At 53.2% G+C, this 15,606-nt stretch carries 13 protein-coding genes and 1 tRNA gene; all 14 read left to right on the top strand.

What is annotated here, in order from left to right; all coding sequences use genetic code 11:
- Positions 1-120: EF-Tu C-terminal domain-related protein (locus BUA49_RS17380; RefSeq protein WP_456085452.1), on the top strand; the 120-nt coding region annotated here is incomplete at its 5' end.
- Positions 121-157: 37 nt separating this feature from the next.
- A tRNA-Trp gene (locus tag BUA49_RS17375) sits at positions 158-233 on the top strand.
- A gap of 34 nt (positions 234-267) precedes the next feature.
- Entirely contained in the window at positions 268-636 is a 369-nt protein-coding gene (secE, locus tag BUA49_RS17370; protein WP_072799876.1) for a preprotein translocase subunit SecE, read from the top strand.
- Between the two features lie 12 nt (positions 637-648).
- Positions 649-1,182 carry a transcription termination/antitermination protein NusG gene (gene nusG, locus BUA49_RS17365; protein ID WP_072799873.1) on the top strand — a complete coding sequence of 178 codons (534 nt, stop codon included), beginning with the start codon at positions 649-651 and terminating at the stop codon, positions 1,180-1,182.
- A gap of 101 nt (positions 1,183-1,283) precedes the next feature.
- The gene (gene rplK / locus BUA49_RS17360) at positions 1,284-1,715 is read left to right on the top strand and encodes a 50S ribosomal protein L11 (RefSeq protein ID WP_072799871.1); all 432 of its coding nucleotides are present in this window, start codon (positions 1,284-1,286) and stop codon (positions 1,713-1,715) included.
- A gap of 1 nt (position 1,716) precedes the next feature.
- Complete coding sequence (rplA, locus tag BUA49_RS17355; protein WP_072799869.1) at positions 1,717-2,415, top strand: 50S ribosomal protein L1; 699 nt, start codon at positions 1,717-1,719, stop codon at positions 2,413-2,415.
- A 234-nt stretch (positions 2,416-2,649) separates the two neighbouring features.
- Positions 2,650-3,180 carry a 50S ribosomal protein L10 gene (gene rplJ / locus BUA49_RS17350; RefSeq protein WP_072799868.1) on the top strand — a complete coding sequence of 177 codons (531 nt, stop codon included), beginning with the start codon at positions 2,650-2,652 and terminating at the stop codon, positions 3,178-3,180.
- Positions 3,181-3,219: 39 nt separating this feature from the next.
- Positions 3,220-3,597 (top strand): 50S ribosomal protein L7/L12, encoded by a 378-nt coding sequence (rplL, locus tag BUA49_RS17345; RefSeq protein WP_072799866.1) that lies wholly within the window; start codon positions 3,220-3,222, stop codon positions 3,595-3,597.
- Between the two features lie 242 nt (positions 3,598-3,839).
- Complete coding sequence (rpoB, locus tag BUA49_RS17340; protein ID WP_072799874.1) at positions 3,840-7,916, top strand: DNA-directed RNA polymerase subunit beta; 4,077 nt, start codon at positions 3,840-3,842, stop codon at positions 7,914-7,916.
- A 76-nt stretch (positions 7,917-7,992) separates the two neighbouring features.
- Complete coding sequence (gene rpoC / locus BUA49_RS17335) at positions 7,993-12,207, top strand: DNA-directed RNA polymerase subunit beta' (RefSeq protein ID WP_072799865.1); 4,215 nt, start codon at positions 7,993-7,995, stop codon at positions 12,205-12,207.
- Between the two features lie 162 nt (positions 12,208-12,369).
- On the top strand, positions 12,370-12,744 hold the full coding sequence (gene rpsL, locus BUA49_RS17330; RefSeq protein ID WP_072799863.1) for a 30S ribosomal protein S12: 375 nt from the start codon (positions 12,370-12,372) through the stop codon (positions 12,742-12,744).
- A 115-nt stretch (positions 12,745-12,859) separates the two neighbouring features.
- Positions 12,860-13,330 carry a 30S ribosomal protein S7 gene (rpsG, locus tag BUA49_RS17325; protein WP_072799862.1) on the top strand — a complete coding sequence of 157 codons (471 nt, stop codon included), beginning with the start codon at positions 12,860-12,862 and terminating at the stop codon, positions 13,328-13,330.
- Positions 13,331-13,349: 19 nt separating this feature from the next.
- Positions 13,350-15,455, top strand: a complete 2,106-nt coding sequence (gene fusA / locus BUA49_RS17320; RefSeq protein ID WP_072799860.1) for an elongation factor G — start codon at positions 13,350-13,352, stop codon at positions 15,453-15,455.
- Between the two features lie 35 nt (positions 15,456-15,490).
- Positions 15,491-15,606, top strand: a 116-nt coding sequence (locus tag BUA49_RS17315; RefSeq protein ID WP_217650434.1) for a GTP-binding protein, incomplete at its 3' end; no start/stop codon positions are given.

Genomic DNA, 15,606 nt, shown 5'->3' with positions numbered 1-15,606 from the left:
AACGTGAAGATGGTAGTAACGCTGATTGCTCCGATTGCCATGGAAGATGGTCTACGCTTCGCGATTCGCGAAGGTGGGCGTACCGTTGGTGCCGGCGTAGTCGCAAAGATCATCGAGTAAAGTGCTCGATTGAAAGTGCACTGAGTAGTTTCGGTGCAGGCCAGTAGCTCAATTGGCAGAGCAGCGGTCTCCAAAACCGCAGGTTGGGGGTTCGATTCCCTCCTGGCCTGCCATTTTTTTAACATCCGGATACATAAGTTGATTCCCATGGAGTCAAAAGCCGTTCAGTCAAACAGTCGTTTCGACGTAGTGAAGTGGTTGGTTGTTTTTGTGCTGATTGCCGTTGGTGTAGTGGGTAATCAGTATTTCAGCGCCGAATCTTTGCTGTATCGGGTTCTGGCTCTAGTTGGTCTTGCTATCGTTGCGGCTTTGGTCGCTTTGCAGACCACGCGTGGGCGGCGTTTTGCGACGTTGCTTAAAGAGGCGCGCGTAGAGATCCGGAAAGTGGTGTGGCCCACCAGGCCAGAGCTGGTTCAGACTACAGTTATCGTTGTGGTTTTTGTTCTGGTTGTGTCTTTGTTGTTGTGGGGTATGGATTCGATAATCAGTTTGCTGGTTGCCGGTTTTATCGGCTAACAGGAGTGGGCAATGGCTAAGCGCTGGTACGTGGTTCATGCGTATTCTGGCTACGAAAAGCACGTAATGCGCACTCTAGCTGAGCGCATCGCGCTTGAGGGTATGGAAGACAGGTTCGGTGAAATTCTTGTTCCGACCGAAGAAGTTGTCGAGATGCGTGACGGGAAAAAACGCAAGAGTGAGCGGAAGTTTTATCCCGGATACGTACTTGTCCAAATGGAAATGGATGACGGCACCTGGCACCTTGTGAAGAACACCCCGCGAGTGCTTGGATTTATTGGCGGGACCAAAGACAAGCCTGCTCCGATCACTGAGCGTGAAGCAGAGGCTATCTTGCGTCGGTTGGAAAGTGGCGTTGACAAGCCCAAGCCTAAAACCCTGTTTGAGCCGGGAGAAGTTGTTCGTGTTGTTGAGGGTCCGTTTGCGGATTTCAACGGCGTGGTAGAGCAAGTCGACTACGACAAGAGTCGAGTCAAGGTTGCCGTTCTGATTTTCGGTCGTTCGACTCCAGTAGAGCTGGAGTTTGGTCAGGTCGAAAAAGACTGACCGGCACCTTTTAACCGGAAGGCTCGCGCGCTCAGGTGCCGCGGGCTTTTTGTGTCTGCAGAGGGGAGCCGCAAGGCGTTTGAACCCATAGGAGTATTAAGATGGCTAAAAAGATAGAAGCATACATCAAGCTTCAGGTTGCTGCCGGTAAGGCCAACCCGAGCCCCCCTGTTGGTCCTGCTCTGGGTCAGCGTGGCGTTAACATCATGGAGTTCTGTAAGGCGTTTAATGCCCAGACCCAGGATATGGAAGCCGGTCTGCCGATTCCAACTGTTATCACAGTTTACAGTGATCGCAGCTTTACATTTATTACCAAAACTCCGCCAGCCCCCGTTCTGCTTAAGAAAGCTGCTGGTGTGAAGAGTGGTTCTGGTCGGCCGAACACCGAAAAAGTAGGCAAGGTGACTCGCGAGCAGCTCGAAGAAATTGCTAAAACTAAAGAGCCGGATCTGACTGCTGCCGATATGGATGCGGCGGTTCGTACCATTGCTGGAACTGCCCGCAGCATGGGCCTGACCGTGGAGGGTGTGTAACATGTCGAAACTGAGCAAGCGTCAGAAGCTTATTCTTGAAAAGACAGACTCTACCCGCTCTTACTCTGTTGATGAGGCGGTGTCACTGCTGGCCGAGTTGGGCCAGAGTGTGAAGTTCATGGAGTCGTTGGATGTCGCGATCAACTTGGGTGTTGATGCACGTAAATCCGACCAGGTTGTGCGTAGCAGCACTGTCCTGCCGAACGGCACGGGCAAGACAGTTCGTGTTGCAGTATTTACCCAGGGTGCAAATGCTGAGAAAGCGACTGCAGCCGGTGCTGACATTGTTGGTATGGATGATCTCGCTGACGAGGTCAAAAAAGGTAACATGGACTTCGACGTGGTGATTGCCACTCCGGATGCCATGCGCGTTGTCGGCCAGCTGGGTCAGATCCTTGGGCCTCGCGGACTTATGCCGAACCCTAAAGTCGGTACGGTAACTCCAGACGTTGAAACAGCGGTTAGAAATGCCAAGGCTGGTCAGGTGCGTTACCGCACTGACAAGAACGGTATTATCCATTCTCCGCTGGGTAAGGTTGAATTCTCTGCACAGAACATCAAAGAAAACCTTGAAGCTCTGATTGCAGATCTGAAAAAGGCCAGGCCATCGTCGGCGAAAGGCGTGTATCTGAAAAAGATCACGATTTCTTCGACTATGGGTCCTGGCCTGACTATCGATCAGAGCGGTCTGGATATCTGATCTTTTGATCGGTAGTTGCTTTGTAGTCTGGGCGGAAGCCAAGGCTGTCAAAGACCGCAGGCCCCCGAAGTCCTTGGACTATAAGGGTTAAAGCAACGCCTGCGCAGACGGTGTGAAGACGTTCTCTCTGAACCCAAACACCGTTAAGGCGCCCGTAGGAAGCAGATTGTAGTCGCTTCCAGGGTAATGATGGGTTTGCCGGGAATACCCCCGGCGAAATCGAGGAGAAATCCAGTGGCAATTAGACTCGAAGACAAGAAAGCGATCGTCGCTGAAGTCAACGAGACTGCCGGTGGTGCTCTGTCTGTTGTTCTGGCTGACTACCGTGGTGTTACCTCTGGTGATATGACGGCTCTGCGTGCCAAAGCTCGTGCTGAAAATGTGCATCTTCAGGTTGTTCGTAACAATCTGGCCAAGATTGCCATTCGCGGTACCGAGTTTGAGTGCATCGAAGAGGCCTTGGTCGGCCCGACTATTCTGGCCTTCTCAATGGAAGATCCTGGCGCCGCTGCGCGTCTGCTTAAGGATTTTGCCAAAGCGAAAGAAGCGTTCGAAATCAAAGGTCTCGCCGTTGGCGGAGTTTTGATGAGCGCAGACCAGATTGACCGCCTTGCCAAGCTACCAACGCGTCACGAAGCGTTGACCATGCTGGCCGCGGTTACACAGGCACCAATCACCAAGCTTGCACGTACTTTGAACGAAGTTCCGACCAAAGTAACCCGTGCAGTAGCGGCAGTTCGAGACCAGAAGCAAGAAGCTGCTTGATTCTGTTGAACACCATTTTATTATTTTTCGGAGAAAGTCATGGCTCTGTCCCACGAAGAAATTTTGAACGCAATTGCTGAAATGAGCGTAATGGATGTTGTTGCTCTGGTTGAAGCAATGGAAGAAAAGTTCGGCGTATCTGCTGCTGCCGCTGTTGCTGCTGCACCTGCAGCCGCTGGTGGCGAAGCTGCCGCTGCTGAAGAGCAGACCGAATTTGATGTTGTTCTGACCGGCGTTGGCGAGAAGAAAGTTAACGTTATCAAGGCTGTTCGTGAACTGACCGGCCTGGGTCTGAAAGAAGCTAAAGAGTTGGTTGATGGCGCGCCTTCTACTATCAAGGAAGCTGCGAGCAAAGACGACTCAGAAGCGGCCAAGAAGAAGCTTGAGGAAGCAGGCGCTTCTGTTGAGCTTAAGTAAGAGTCGGCTGTTGATCGAAACTGCGCTTCAAGCGTAGACAGGCTGGTGGCTTTGTGCCACCGGCCTTTTTCTGTTGTATATGCTATAGAGTCTGGTGTGCACATGCAGGTTGGTGTCAGATCTGCAAACGGCTACTGGAGTCTTTGTTCAAGACGGCGCGATAAGCCGAGCAATTCGGCCCCGAAGCAAAACATTGGTTGCTTCTTGATACCAGGTATCAGGTCTAAAGCTGGGGAATGCAGATGACTTACTCCTACACTGAAAAAAAGCGGATTCGCAAAGATTTTAGTAAATTGCCTTCCGTGATGGATGTCCCCTATTTGCTGTCTATTCAGCTGGATTCATTCCGGGACTTCCTGCAAATGGAAGCCGCTCCTGGAGATCGTCGGGAAACCGGTCTCCACGCAGCATTCAAATCCGTATTTCCGATTGCCAGCTATTCTGGCAATGCCGCGCTCGAATACGTGAGCTACCGCATTGGTGAGCCGGTATTCGATGTCAAGGAATGCCAGCTTAGGGGCGTGACTTATGCGGCGCCGCTGAGAGTTAAGGTCCGCCTTATTATTTATGATAGGGAGTCGTCCAACAAGGCGATCAAGGACATCAAGGAACAAGAAGTCTACATGGGCGAAATGCCCCTGATGACCGAGAATGGTACCTTTGTTATTAATGGTACCGAGCGAGTTATTGTTTCCCAGCTCCACCGCTCTCCCGGTGTGTTCTTTGATCATGATAAAGGTAAGACACATTCATCCGGCAAGCTGCTGTATTCGGCTCGGGTGATCCCTTACCGCGGTTCTTGGCTCGACTTTGAGTTCGACCCAAAAGACGCCGTTTTCGTTCGTATTGACCGTCGACGCAAGCTGCCTGCTTCGATTCTCCTGCGTTCGCTGGGCTACACCTCCGAGCAGATGCTGGCAATGTTCTTTGATACGAGCAAGTTCAGCCTGGGCGCAGAATCCTGCAAGCTGGAACTGGTTCCAAGTCGTCTTCGGGGCGATATCGCGACGTTTGATATCAAGGATAACGACGGTAAGCTGATCGTCGAAGAAGGTCGTCGGATCACTGCACGTCATATCAAGCAGCTTGAAAAAGCCGGTATCGACGAACTCGTGGTTCCTACGGAGTATCTGTATGGCCGTGTTCTGGCCAAAGATATGATTGACCAGGCCACTGGTGAGATTCTGGTTGAGTGTAATACCGAGCTGAGCGACGAGATCGTTACCAAGATTCTGGATGCTGGTGTAACAGAGATTGAAACTCTCTATACCAACGATCTGGATTGCGGGCCGTTTATGTCCGATACCCTGCGTAACGATCCTACTCGTAGCCCGCTTGAGGCTCTGGTCGAGATCTACCGGATGATGCGTCCGGGAGAGCCGCCCACCAAGGATTCGGCAGAGAACCTGTTTAACAACCTGTTCTTCTCTGAAGAGCGTTACGATTTGTCTGGTGTTGGGCGGATGAAGCTCAACCGTCGCTTGCGTCGCGAAGAAAGTACCGGCGAAGGCACGCTGACGCATGAAGACATAATCGATGTTCTCAAGACCCTGATTGATATCCGTAATGGCCAGGGTAACGTAGATGATATCGACAACTTGGGTAACCGCCGTGTGCGGTGCGTGGGTGAGATGGCTGAAAACCAGTTCCGTGTCGGTCTGGTTCGTGTAGAGCGAGCTGTCCGAGAGCGTCTGAGCCTGGCGGAAAGTGAAGGCCTGATGCCTCAGGATCTGATCAATGCCAAGCCGGTTGCAGCCGCGGTCAAGGAATTCTTTGGTTCCAGCCAGCTGTCCCAGTTCATGGACCAGAACAACCCGCTGTCTGAAGTAACTCATAAACGTCGTATTTCGGCGCTCGGACCAGGCGGTCTGACCCGTGAGCGCGCCGGCTTTGAGGTTCGTGACGTTCACCCGACGCATTATGGTCGTGTGTGCCCGATCGAGACGCCGGAAGGGCCGAACATCGGTCTTATTAACTCGCTTGCTACATACGCGCGCGCCAACTCTTACGGCTTCCTTGAGAGTCCATACCGGAAGGTAGTGGATGGTGTAGTAACCGATGAGCTGGTTTATCTGTCAGCTATCGAAGAAAGCACCTACGTCATCGCTCAGGCAAGTGCGGCGATGGATGAAGGCAAGCGCCTGATGGACGAGCTGGTTACAGTGCGTCATCAGAACGAAACGACGGTCATGCCTCCTGAAAGCGTTAACTTCATGGATGTTTCGCCGCGTCAGGTTGTATCTGTTGCAGCATCGCTGATTCCGTTTCTTGAGCACGACGATGCTAACCGGGCCCTTATGGGCGCGAACATGCAGCGGCAGGCGGTTCCGACATTGCGTTCTCAGGTGCCTCTGGTAGGTACCGGTGTTGAGCGCACAGTGGCTCAGGATTCCGGCGTTTGTGTGACGGCTCGCCGTGGTGGTGTGATAGAAAGTGTTGATGCGGCCCGTATCGTAGTTCGTGTTAATAATGAGGAAACCGAAGCTGGTGATGCCGGTGTGGATATCTACAACCTCACCAAGTACACCCGTTCGAATCAGAATACCTGTATCAACCAGCGCTCCATTGTTCGCCAGGGTGATGCCATTGCCCGCGGCGACGTGCTGGCAGACGGGCCTTCTGTAGACCTCGGCGAACTGGCCTTGGGTCAGAACATGCGCATCGCATTCATGCCCTGGAACGGTTACAACTTTGAGGACTCCATCCTCATTTCCGAGAAGGTAGTTCAGGAAGATCGCCTGACCACCATCCACATTCAGGAATTGACCTGTGTGGCTCGTGATACAAAGCTCGGTAGCGAAGAAATTACCGCGGATATACCAAACGTTGGTGAGAGTGCGCTGTCCAAGCTGGACGAGTCCGGTATTGTTTACATAGGTGCTGAAGTAGGCCCTGGCGATATTCTGGTAGGTAAGGTGACACCGAAAGGTGAAACCCAGCTGACCCCGGAGGAGAAGCTGTTGCGGGCAATCTTCGGTGAGAAGGCGTCTGATGTAAAAGACACCTCCTCCCGTGTGCCGACAGGCACCCGCGGTACCGTTATCGATGTACAGGTCTTTACCCGTGACGGTATCGAGAAGGATCAGCGTGCGAAGTCGATTGAGAAAGAGCAGCTGGATCAGTACCGCAAAGACTTGAAGGATGAGTACCGTATTGTTGAAGGCGCAACGTTTGAGCGTCTTCTGAATGCGCTGAAAGGTCAGTCTGTAATCAGTGGCCCGGGCCTGAAAAAAGGCGCCAGTCTCGAAGAAGGTTATCTGTTAGAGCTGCCGCGATCAGACTGGTTCAAGCTTCGCATGCAGGACGAGAGCCTCAATGAGCTGCTCGAGAAGTCTGAGCAGGGTCTTGAAGAGCGCAAGAAAGAACACGAAGCGCGCTTTGATGACAAGAAAGGCAAGCTGCAGCAGGGCGATGACCTCGCACCGGGTGTCCTGAAAATCGCTAAGGTGTACCTCGCTATCAAGCGTCGTATCCAGCCTGGTGACAAGATGGCCGGACGCCACGGTAACAAGGGTGTCATTTCAGCAGTTATGCCGATCGAGGACATGCCGTTCGATGTAGATGGCAATACGGTTGATATCGTCCTGAACCCACTGGGCGTTCCTTCGCGGATGAACGTAGGTCAGGTGCTTGAAACCCACCTGGGCGCGGCGGCCAAGGGGCTTGGCGAGCGCATCGGCAAAATGCTTGATGAGCAGCGTAAGGTTGCTGAGCTTCGCAAGCTGCTTGATGAGATCTATAACCACTCTGACGAAGTGTTCAAGGTGGATCTGGATTCCCTGAACGACAAGGAAATCCAGGAGATGTGTCACAACCTGCGCGGCGGGGTTCCGATGGCCACGCCAGTGTTCGACGGTGCCAAAGAGTCCGAAGTCAAGCATATGCTTGAGCTGGCCGGGCTGAGCACAACCGGTCAGACCAAGCTGTACGATGGTCGCACCGGGAACGCCTTCGATCGTCCGGTGACTGTGGGGTATATGTATATCCTTAAGCTTAACCACCTGATCGATGACAAGATGCACGCCCGTTCGACCGGTTCGTACAGCCTGGTAACTCAGCAGCCGCTGGGTGGTAAGGCGCAGTTCGGTGGTCAGCGCTTCGGTGAGATGGAAGTGTGGGCCCTTGAGGCTTACGGTGCAGCTTATACGCTGCAGGAAATGCTCACCGTCAAGTCTGATGATGTGAACGGCCGGACCAAGATGTACAAGAACATTGTCGATGGTGATCACCGTATGGAGCCCGGCATGCCGGAATCCTTCAACGTTCTTGTCAAGGAAATCCGTTCGCTGGGTATCGACATCGAGCTGGAATCTGAGTGAGCCGAATTGTTTTTGGCAGCGTGAGCGGGCACTTGGTGTGCCCGCCCGAGATTAACGCCATCCGGAGCTTTTACTGATGAAAGATTTGCTGAATCTTCTCAAGAGCCAGAATCAAAGCAAGGAATTTGATGCCATCCGTATTGGGTTGGCGTCACCCGACATGATCCGTTCCTGGTCCTTTGGTGAAGTTAAGAAGCCTGAGACCATCAACTATCGTACGTTCAAACCAGAGCGTGACGGTCTTTTCTGTGCCAAGATCTTCGGCCCGATCAAGGACTACGAGTGCCTGTGCGGTAAGTACAAGCGTCTCAAGCACCGCGGTGTTATCTGCGAAAAGTGCGGTGTCGAAGTAGCACTGGCAAGCGTCCGCCGTGAGCGCATGGGTCATATTGAGCTGGCCAGCCCGGTCGCTCATATATGGTTCCTGAAATCATTGCCGTCCCGCATCGGTCTGATGCTGGATATGACGCTGCGTGATATCGAACGAGTGCTGTACTTTGAATCGTTTATTGTGATCGATCCGGGCATGACCACGCTCGAAAGCGGTCAGCTGCTGAACGACGAGCAGTACTACGAGGCACTGGAAGAGTTCGGCGACGAGTTCGATGCCCGCATGGGTGCCGAGGCCGTGAAGCAACTGCTTGAAGATATTGATCTGCAGGCGGAAGTCGATGCGTTGCGTGAAGAAATACCGCAGACGAATTCCGAAACCAAGATCAAGAAATTCAGCAAGCGCCTGAAAATACTCGAGGCCTTTCTGTATTCCGGCAATAAGCCGGGCGACATGGTGATGACTGTGCTGCCTGTTCTGCCGCCGGATCTTCGTCCGCTGGTACCGCTGGACGGTGGCCGTTTTGCGACGTCCGATCTAAATGATCTGTATCGCAGGGTTATCAACCGGAACAACCGCCTCAAGCGCCTGCTGGAGCTGAATGCTCCGGACATTATCGTGCGTAACGAAAAGCGGATGCTTCAGGAAGCGGTAGATGCACTGTTGGATAACGGTCGTCGCGGTCGTGCTATCACCGGCACCAACAAACGTCCGCTTAAGTCCCTGGCAGATATGATCAAGGGTAAGCAGGGTCGTTTCCGTCAGAACCTGCTGGGTAAGCGGGTGGACTATTCCGGTCGTTCTGTAATTGTTGTAGGTCCCTATTTGCGCCTGCACCAGTGCGGACTGCCCAAGAAAATGGCACTTGAGCTGTTCAAGCCGTTTATTTTCTCCAAGCTTGAGCATCGTGGTCTGGCGACCACTATCAAAGCCGCCAAGAAAATGGTTGAGCGTGAAGAAGGTGTCGTCTGGGATATTCTGGACGAAGTGATCCGTCAGCACCCGATAATGCTTAACCGTGCGCCGACACTGCACCGTTTGGGCATTCAGGCATTCGAGCCGGTACTGATTGAAGGTAAGGCAATCCAGTTGCACCCGCTGGTCTGTGCGGCCTACAACGCCGACTTCGACGGTGACCAGATGGCAGTCCACGTGCCGCTGACACTGGAAGCTCAGCTCGAAGCTCGAGCGCTGATGATGTCGACCAACAACATCCTGTCACCGGCCAACGGTGAGCCGATCATCGTGCCGTCCCAGGACGTTGTGCTAGGCCTCTACTACATGACGCGTGAGCGTAAGAGTGCGCTTGGTGAAGGTATGGTGTTTGCAGACGTCAAAGAGGCCCACCGCGCATATGGTGCGGGCCAGGTAGACCTGCAAGCTATCGTCAAGGTGCGCGTGAAGGAAGTTGCCATTCTTGAGAGTGGCGAGCGCACTGAAGAGTACAAGATCGTAGACACCACGGTCGGTCGTGCTTTGCTTTTTGATATTGTGCCGGACGGCCTTTCTTATGACCTGGTTAACAAGCCAATGGTCAAGAAGGCAATCTCGAACCTGATCAATACCTGCTACCGCGATGCCGGTTTGAAAGAGACGGTTATCTTCGCGGATCAGCTCATGTATATGGGCTACCAATACGCCACGGTTTCCGGTATCTCGATCGGTTTTAACGATTTTGAGATTCCCCCGGAGAAGTACGAGTTGGTGGATGCGGCTTCCCAGGAAGTAAAAGATATCGAAACCCAGTACGCGTCGGGCCTGCTGACTCAGGGTGAGAAGTACAACAAGGTTATTGATATCTGGTCGCGAGCCAACGACAAGGTTTCCAAGGCCATGATGGAACGTCTGGCGAAGGAAAAAGTTCTTGGTGCCGATGGTAAGCCGGTTAAAGGTGAAGACGGCGAAGATCTGATGCAAGAGTCTTTTAACTCCGTCTACATGATGGCTGACTCAGGCGCTCGGGGCTCCGCTGCGCAGATCCGTCAGTTGGCGGGTATGCGTGGTCTGATGGCGAAACCGGATGGTTCTATCATTGAGACGCCGATCACCGCGAACTTCCGTGAAGGCCTGAACGTACTTCAGTACTTTATCTCAACTCACGGTGCCCGTAAGGGTCTGGCGGATACCGCACTGAAGACCGCGAACTCCGGTTACTTGACTCGCCGTCTGGTTGATGTGTCGCAGGATCTGGTGGTTACCGAGGAAGATTGCGGAACCGAAGAAGGTCTGCTGATGACGCCGCACATCGAAGGCGGCGACGTAGTTGTTCCTCTGGGTGCTCGAGTTCTGGGCCGTGTTACTGCCCGGGATGCGTTTACTCCCATAGATAAAGATAATGCCGTTGTTCCTTCTGGCACGTTGCTGGATGAGAAAATGATTGAAGCGCTTGAGGGTGCTGGCGTGGATGAGGTATGGGTGCGTTCTGCGATCACCTGTGAGACTCGCCATGGCATCTGTTCGAAGTGCTACGGTCGCGATTTGGCTCGTGGCCATCGTGTGAATGTTGGTGAAGCGGTTGGTGTTATTGCTGCACAGTCTATCGGTGAGCCGGGAACCCAGCTCACCATGCGTACGTTCCACATTGGTGGTGCTGCGAGCCGGGCTTCTGCGGTAGATAATATTCAGGTCAAGCATGGTGGTACCGTGCGCCTGCATAACCTGAAGTCGCTTGAGAAAACAAACGGTTCGCTGGTTGTTATTTCCCGTTCCTCGGCCTTGGCGATCGCTGACGATCAGGGGCGTGAGCGCGAGTGGTACAAGCTTCCCTATGGTGCGGTATTGTCTGTGAAGCACGGCGACACCGTTGAGGCGGGTGTTGTGGTAGCCAAGTGGGATCCACATACTCACCCGATCATCGCGGAAGCGGAGGGTACAGCTAAGTTCGTCAATATGGATCAGGGTATAACTGTTCGTACCCAGACCGACGAGCTTACTGGCCTGTCGACCATGGAAATCATTGATCCGAAGGAGCGTCCGGCGGCCGGTAAAGACATTCGTCCGGCAATCCAGATGATTGACGAGTCAGGTAACGATGTTGACCTGCCTGGTGGTGGTGCGGCGATTTTCTTCATGCCGGCGAAGGCGCTGGTGACCATGGCCAATGGCGCCCGTATCGAGCTGGGTGATGTGGTTGCCCGTATTCCTCAGGCGAGCTCTAAAACACGTGACATCACAGGTGGTCTGCCAAGGGTTGCCGACCTGTTCGAAGCGCGTCGACCGAAAGAATCGTCCATCCTCGCTGAGATCAGTGGCATGATCTCTTTCGGTAAGGAAACCAAAGGCAAGAAGCGCTTGGTGATCACTCCGAAAGATGCAGATCCTTATGAGGTTCTGATTCCCAAGCATCGCCAGATGAACGTATTTGAAGGCGAAACTGTTGAGAAGGGCGAGGTGATTTCCGATGGCCCGTCCAACCCGCACGACATTTTGCGTCTGCTCGGTGTGGTTGCGTTGGCGAAGTACATTACCAACGAAATCCAGGACGTTTACCGCTTGCAGGGCGTTGTGATCAACGACAAGCACATTGAAGTAATCGTGCGTCAGATGTTGCGCAAAGTGGAGATTGCCGATCCGGGTGACACGCAATTGATTTCCGGTGACTCGGTGGAAATCAATAAAGTGCTTGAGGCCAACGAAACGGCCAACGCTTCGGACAAAGAACCGGCACGGTTCGAGCGTTTGCTGTTGGGTATCACCAAGGCCTCCTTGGCGACTGAGTCGTTTATCTCAGCCGCGTCGTTCCAGGAAACAACCCGTGTGCTCACCGAAGGTGCGGTTACAGGCAAGCGTGATTACCTGCGCGGCCTGAAAGAGAACGTTGTGGTTGGTCGCCTGATTCCTGCGGGAACTGGTCTGGCTTATCATGCCGAGCGTCGACGCAAGCGCGAACTGGAAGCGCAGGGCGTTACTGCGGCCGACGTTGAAGAAGCTCTGAGCGCCGAACTCAACCGCGGAGGTTGATTCGGACATATCATCTCCGTGTAGTTACTTATGCTGAGGTGGTTAAAAAGAGATCAGTCACCTTGACTGTCCGGGGGCGCGGGCTTAAACTTGCGTCCCTTAAATTTTACCCCCTTCGTTGGGGGTAAGTTTCATTGATATGGTTTTTTGGAGTTTGCTTACATGGCAACGATTAATCAGTTGGTGCGTAAGCCTCGTAAGCGCAAGGTAGCCAAGAGCGATGTTCCTGCTCTTCAGGCTTGTCCTCAGCGCCGTGGTGTTTGCACTCGTGTTTACACCACAACGCCGAAGAAGCCGAACTCAGCACTGCGTAAAGTGTGCCGTGTTCGTCTGACCAACGGCTTCGAGGTTTCGTCATACATTGGTGGTGAAGGTCACAACCTTCAGGAGCACAGTGTTGTGCTTATCCGTGGTGGTCGCGTAAAAGACCTTCCGGGTGTGCGCTATCACACTGTTCGCGGAACACTGGACACCCAGGGTGTGCAGAGCCGTAGGCAGGGTCGCTCCAAGTACGGTACAAAACGTCCCAAGTCCTGATATCCCGAGCGGGTGTCTTTTATCGTTGCTTGTCAGAACGGTAAGAGTAAGGCTGAGTAGCATTTGGCTATCTCAGGGGTTCCTGAAGACCTTTTAATTACATAAGGGCTTATCGATGCCTAGAAGAAGAGTTGCAGCTAAGCGGGAAATTATCCCGGATCCGAAGTTCGGTAGTGCGCGTCTTGCCAAGTTCATCAACCACGTGATGGAGAGCGGCAAGAAAGCGGTTGCAGAGCGCATTGTTTATGGTGCTCTGGAAATTGTTGCCGACAAGTCCAAAGAAGAGCCGATCGACATGTTCGAGAAGGCCCTGGAGAACATCCAGCCGATGGTGGAAGTTAAGTCCCGTCGTGTGGGTGGTGCTACTTACCAGGTGCCTGTAGAAGTACGGCCTTCCCGTCAGAACGCGCTGGCTATGCGCTGGCTCGTAGATTTTTCACGGAAGCGCGGCGAGAAGTCCATGGCGCAGCGTCTGGCCGGTGAAATTCTTGACGCCGCAGACAGCAAAGGCGCCGCTGTTAAGAAGCGTGAAGACGTACACCGCATGGCAGAAGCCAACAAGGCGTTCTCTCACTTCCGTTTCTAAATCAGCCGAGGTTTATACAGTGGCACGTAAGACTCCGATTAAGCGATATAGAAACATTGGTATTGTCGCGCACGTTGATGCGGGCAAAACCACAACCACCGAGCGGGTTCTGTTCTACACAGGTATCTCCCACAAAATCGGTGAGGTTCATGATGGCGCGGCCACTATGGATTGGATGGAGCAGGAGCAGGAGCGTGGTATTACTATCACGTCTGCTGCTACGACCTGTTTCTGGCAGGGTATGGATAAGCAATATCCTGAGCACCGTATCAACATCATCGACACCCCGGGACACGTTGACTTTACCATCGAGGTAGAGCGTTCATTGCGGGTGCTCGACGGCGCTGTTGTGGTGTTCTGTGGTTCCTCCGGTGTTGAGCCTCAGTCCGAGACTGTATGGCGTCAGGCCAATAAGTATGAAGTTCCTCGCATGGTGTTCGTCAACAAGATGGACCGTGCCGGTGCTAACTTCCTGCGTGTGGTTGAGCAGATCAAAAAACGTCTGGGCGCAAACTGCGTTCCGGTTCAGTTGCCGATCGGTGCCGAGGAAGATTTCGCCGGTGTAATCGACTTGATTCGTAACAAGGCGATCTACTGGAATCCGGATGACGCTGGCGTGACATACGACGAGCGTGATGTTCCTGCCGAGATGGTGGACGAAGTGGCCAAGTACCGCGAAGAAATGATGGAAGCGGCCGCTGAAGCCAATGAAGAGCTAATGATGCGTTACCTCGATGAAGGTGAGCTCAGCATCGAAGACATCAAGAAAGGTCTTCGTATGCGCACTCTGGCAAACGAGATCGTTGTCGCGACCTGTGGCTCCGCGTTCAAGAACAAGGGTGTTCAAGCAGTACTGGACTCCGTTGTTGAATTCTTGCCGGCGCCGGATGAAGTTAAGGCGATCCGTGGTGAAGTTGACGAAAATGGCGCCGAAGAGACCCGTCAGGCTGACGACGCTGCGCCGTTTGCCGCGCTGGCATTCAAGATTGCGACGGACCCCTTCGTTGGCACCTTGACGTTCTTTCGGGTTTACTCCGGTACGCTCCAGTCTGGTAATGCCGTTTACAACTCTGTTAAAGGCAAAAAAGAGCGTGTCGGCCGTATGGTTCAGATGCACTCCAAGGACCGTCAGGAGATCAAGGAAGTTCTGGCAGGTGATATTGCCGCAGCAATTGGCCTGAAGAACGTTACCACTGGCGATACTCTGTGCGACGAGAATCACAAGATTATTCTTGAGCGCATGGAATTCCCGGATCCGGTCATCTCTGTAGCGGTGGAGCCAAAGTCGAAAGCCGATCAGGAGAAGATGGGCATTGCGCTTGGTAAGCTGGCGCAAGAAGATCCGTCCTTCCAGGTCCGCACCGACGAAGAGTCTGGCCAGACTATTATCTCTGGTATGGGTGAGCTTCACCTGGATATCATCGTTGATCGCATGCGTCGTGAGTTCAAGGTTGAGGCAAACATCGGTAAGCCGCAGGTAGCATACCGTGAGTGTATTCGTAAGTCGGTAGACGTCGAAGGCAAGTTTGTTCGTCAGTCGGGTGGTCGTGGTCAATACGGTCACGTTAAGGTCAGGATTGATCCGCTGCCGCTGGACGAAGAGGATTGTGAAAACTTTATCTTCGTAAATGAGATCGTCGGCGGTGCTGTTCCCAAGGAGTACATCCCGGCGGTGCAGCAGGGTATCTCCGAGCAGATGAAGAACGGCTGTTTGGCTGGCTATCCGCTGCTGGGTATCAAGGCAACCCTGTACGATGGTTCCTACCACGATGTGGACTCCAACGAAATGGCGTTCAAGGTCGCGGGTTCCATGGCCATGAAGAAAGGTGCCCTGGAGGCGAGCCCGGCTCTGCTTGAGCCGCTGATGAAGGTTGAGGTTGTAACGCCTGAAGATTATATGGGCGACGTGGTGGGCGATTTGAACCGCCGTCGTGGCTTGATTCAGGGTATGGAAGACGGTGTCGCCGGCAAGATTGTTCGCGCCGAGGTTCCGTTGTCGGAAATGTTTGGTTATGCGACTGATCTGCGCTCTGCATCCCAGGGTCGTGCATCTTACGCGATGGAGTTTTCGCGATACGCTGAAGCCCCAAACAACATTGCCGAAGCAATTATTAAAAAGGGTTGATACCCAGGACTTAAGTAACAGGAAGAGGTGTAACTGTGTCTAAATCTAAATTTGAGCGTAAAAAGCCGCACCTGAACGTGGGCACTATTGGTCACGTAGACCATGGTAAGACGACTCTGACCGCTGCTCTGACTCGTGTTTGTCACGAAGT

The sequence above is a fragment of the Marinobacter antarcticus genome (assembly GCF_900142385.1).
Classification (GTDB): domain Bacteria; phylum Pseudomonadota; class Gammaproteobacteria; order Pseudomonadales; family Oleiphilaceae; genus Marinobacter; species Marinobacter antarcticus.
Note: the sequence above shows the minus strand (reverse complement) of the source record. Positions and strands in the feature narration are given on the sequence as shown.

Excerpts from the sequence above, each read along its gene's own strand:
- secE (WP_072799876.1), top strand. The coding sequence starts at position 268 with ATGGAGTCAAAAGCCGTTCAGTCAAACAGTCGTTTCGACGTAGTGAAG.
- nusG (WP_072799873.1), top strand. The coding sequence starts at position 649 with ATGGCTAAGCGCTGGTACGTGGTTCATGCGTATTCTGGCTACGAAAAG.
- rplK (WP_072799871.1), top strand. The coding sequence starts at position 1,284 with ATGGCTAAAAAGATAGAAGCATACATCAAGCTTCAGGTTGCTGCCGGT.
- rplA (WP_072799869.1), top strand. The coding sequence starts at position 1,717 with ATGTCGAAACTGAGCAAGCGTCAGAAGCTTATTCTTGAAAAGACAGAC.
- rplL (WP_072799866.1), top strand. The coding sequence starts at position 3,220 with ATGGCTCTGTCCCACGAAGAAATTTTGAACGCAATTGCTGAAATGAGC.
- rpoB (WP_072799874.1), top strand. The coding sequence starts at position 3,840 with ATGACTTACTCCTACACTGAAAAAAAGCGGATTCGCAAAGATTTTAGT.
- rpoC (WP_072799865.1), top strand. The coding sequence starts at position 7,993 with ATGAAAGATTTGCTGAATCTTCTCAAGAGCCAGAATCAAAGCAAGGAA.
- rpsL (WP_072799863.1), top strand. The coding sequence starts at position 12,370 with ATGGCAACGATTAATCAGTTGGTGCGTAAGCCTCGTAAGCGCAAGGTA.
- rpsG (WP_072799862.1), top strand. The coding sequence starts at position 12,860 with ATGCCTAGAAGAAGAGTTGCAGCTAAGCGGGAAATTATCCCGGATCCG.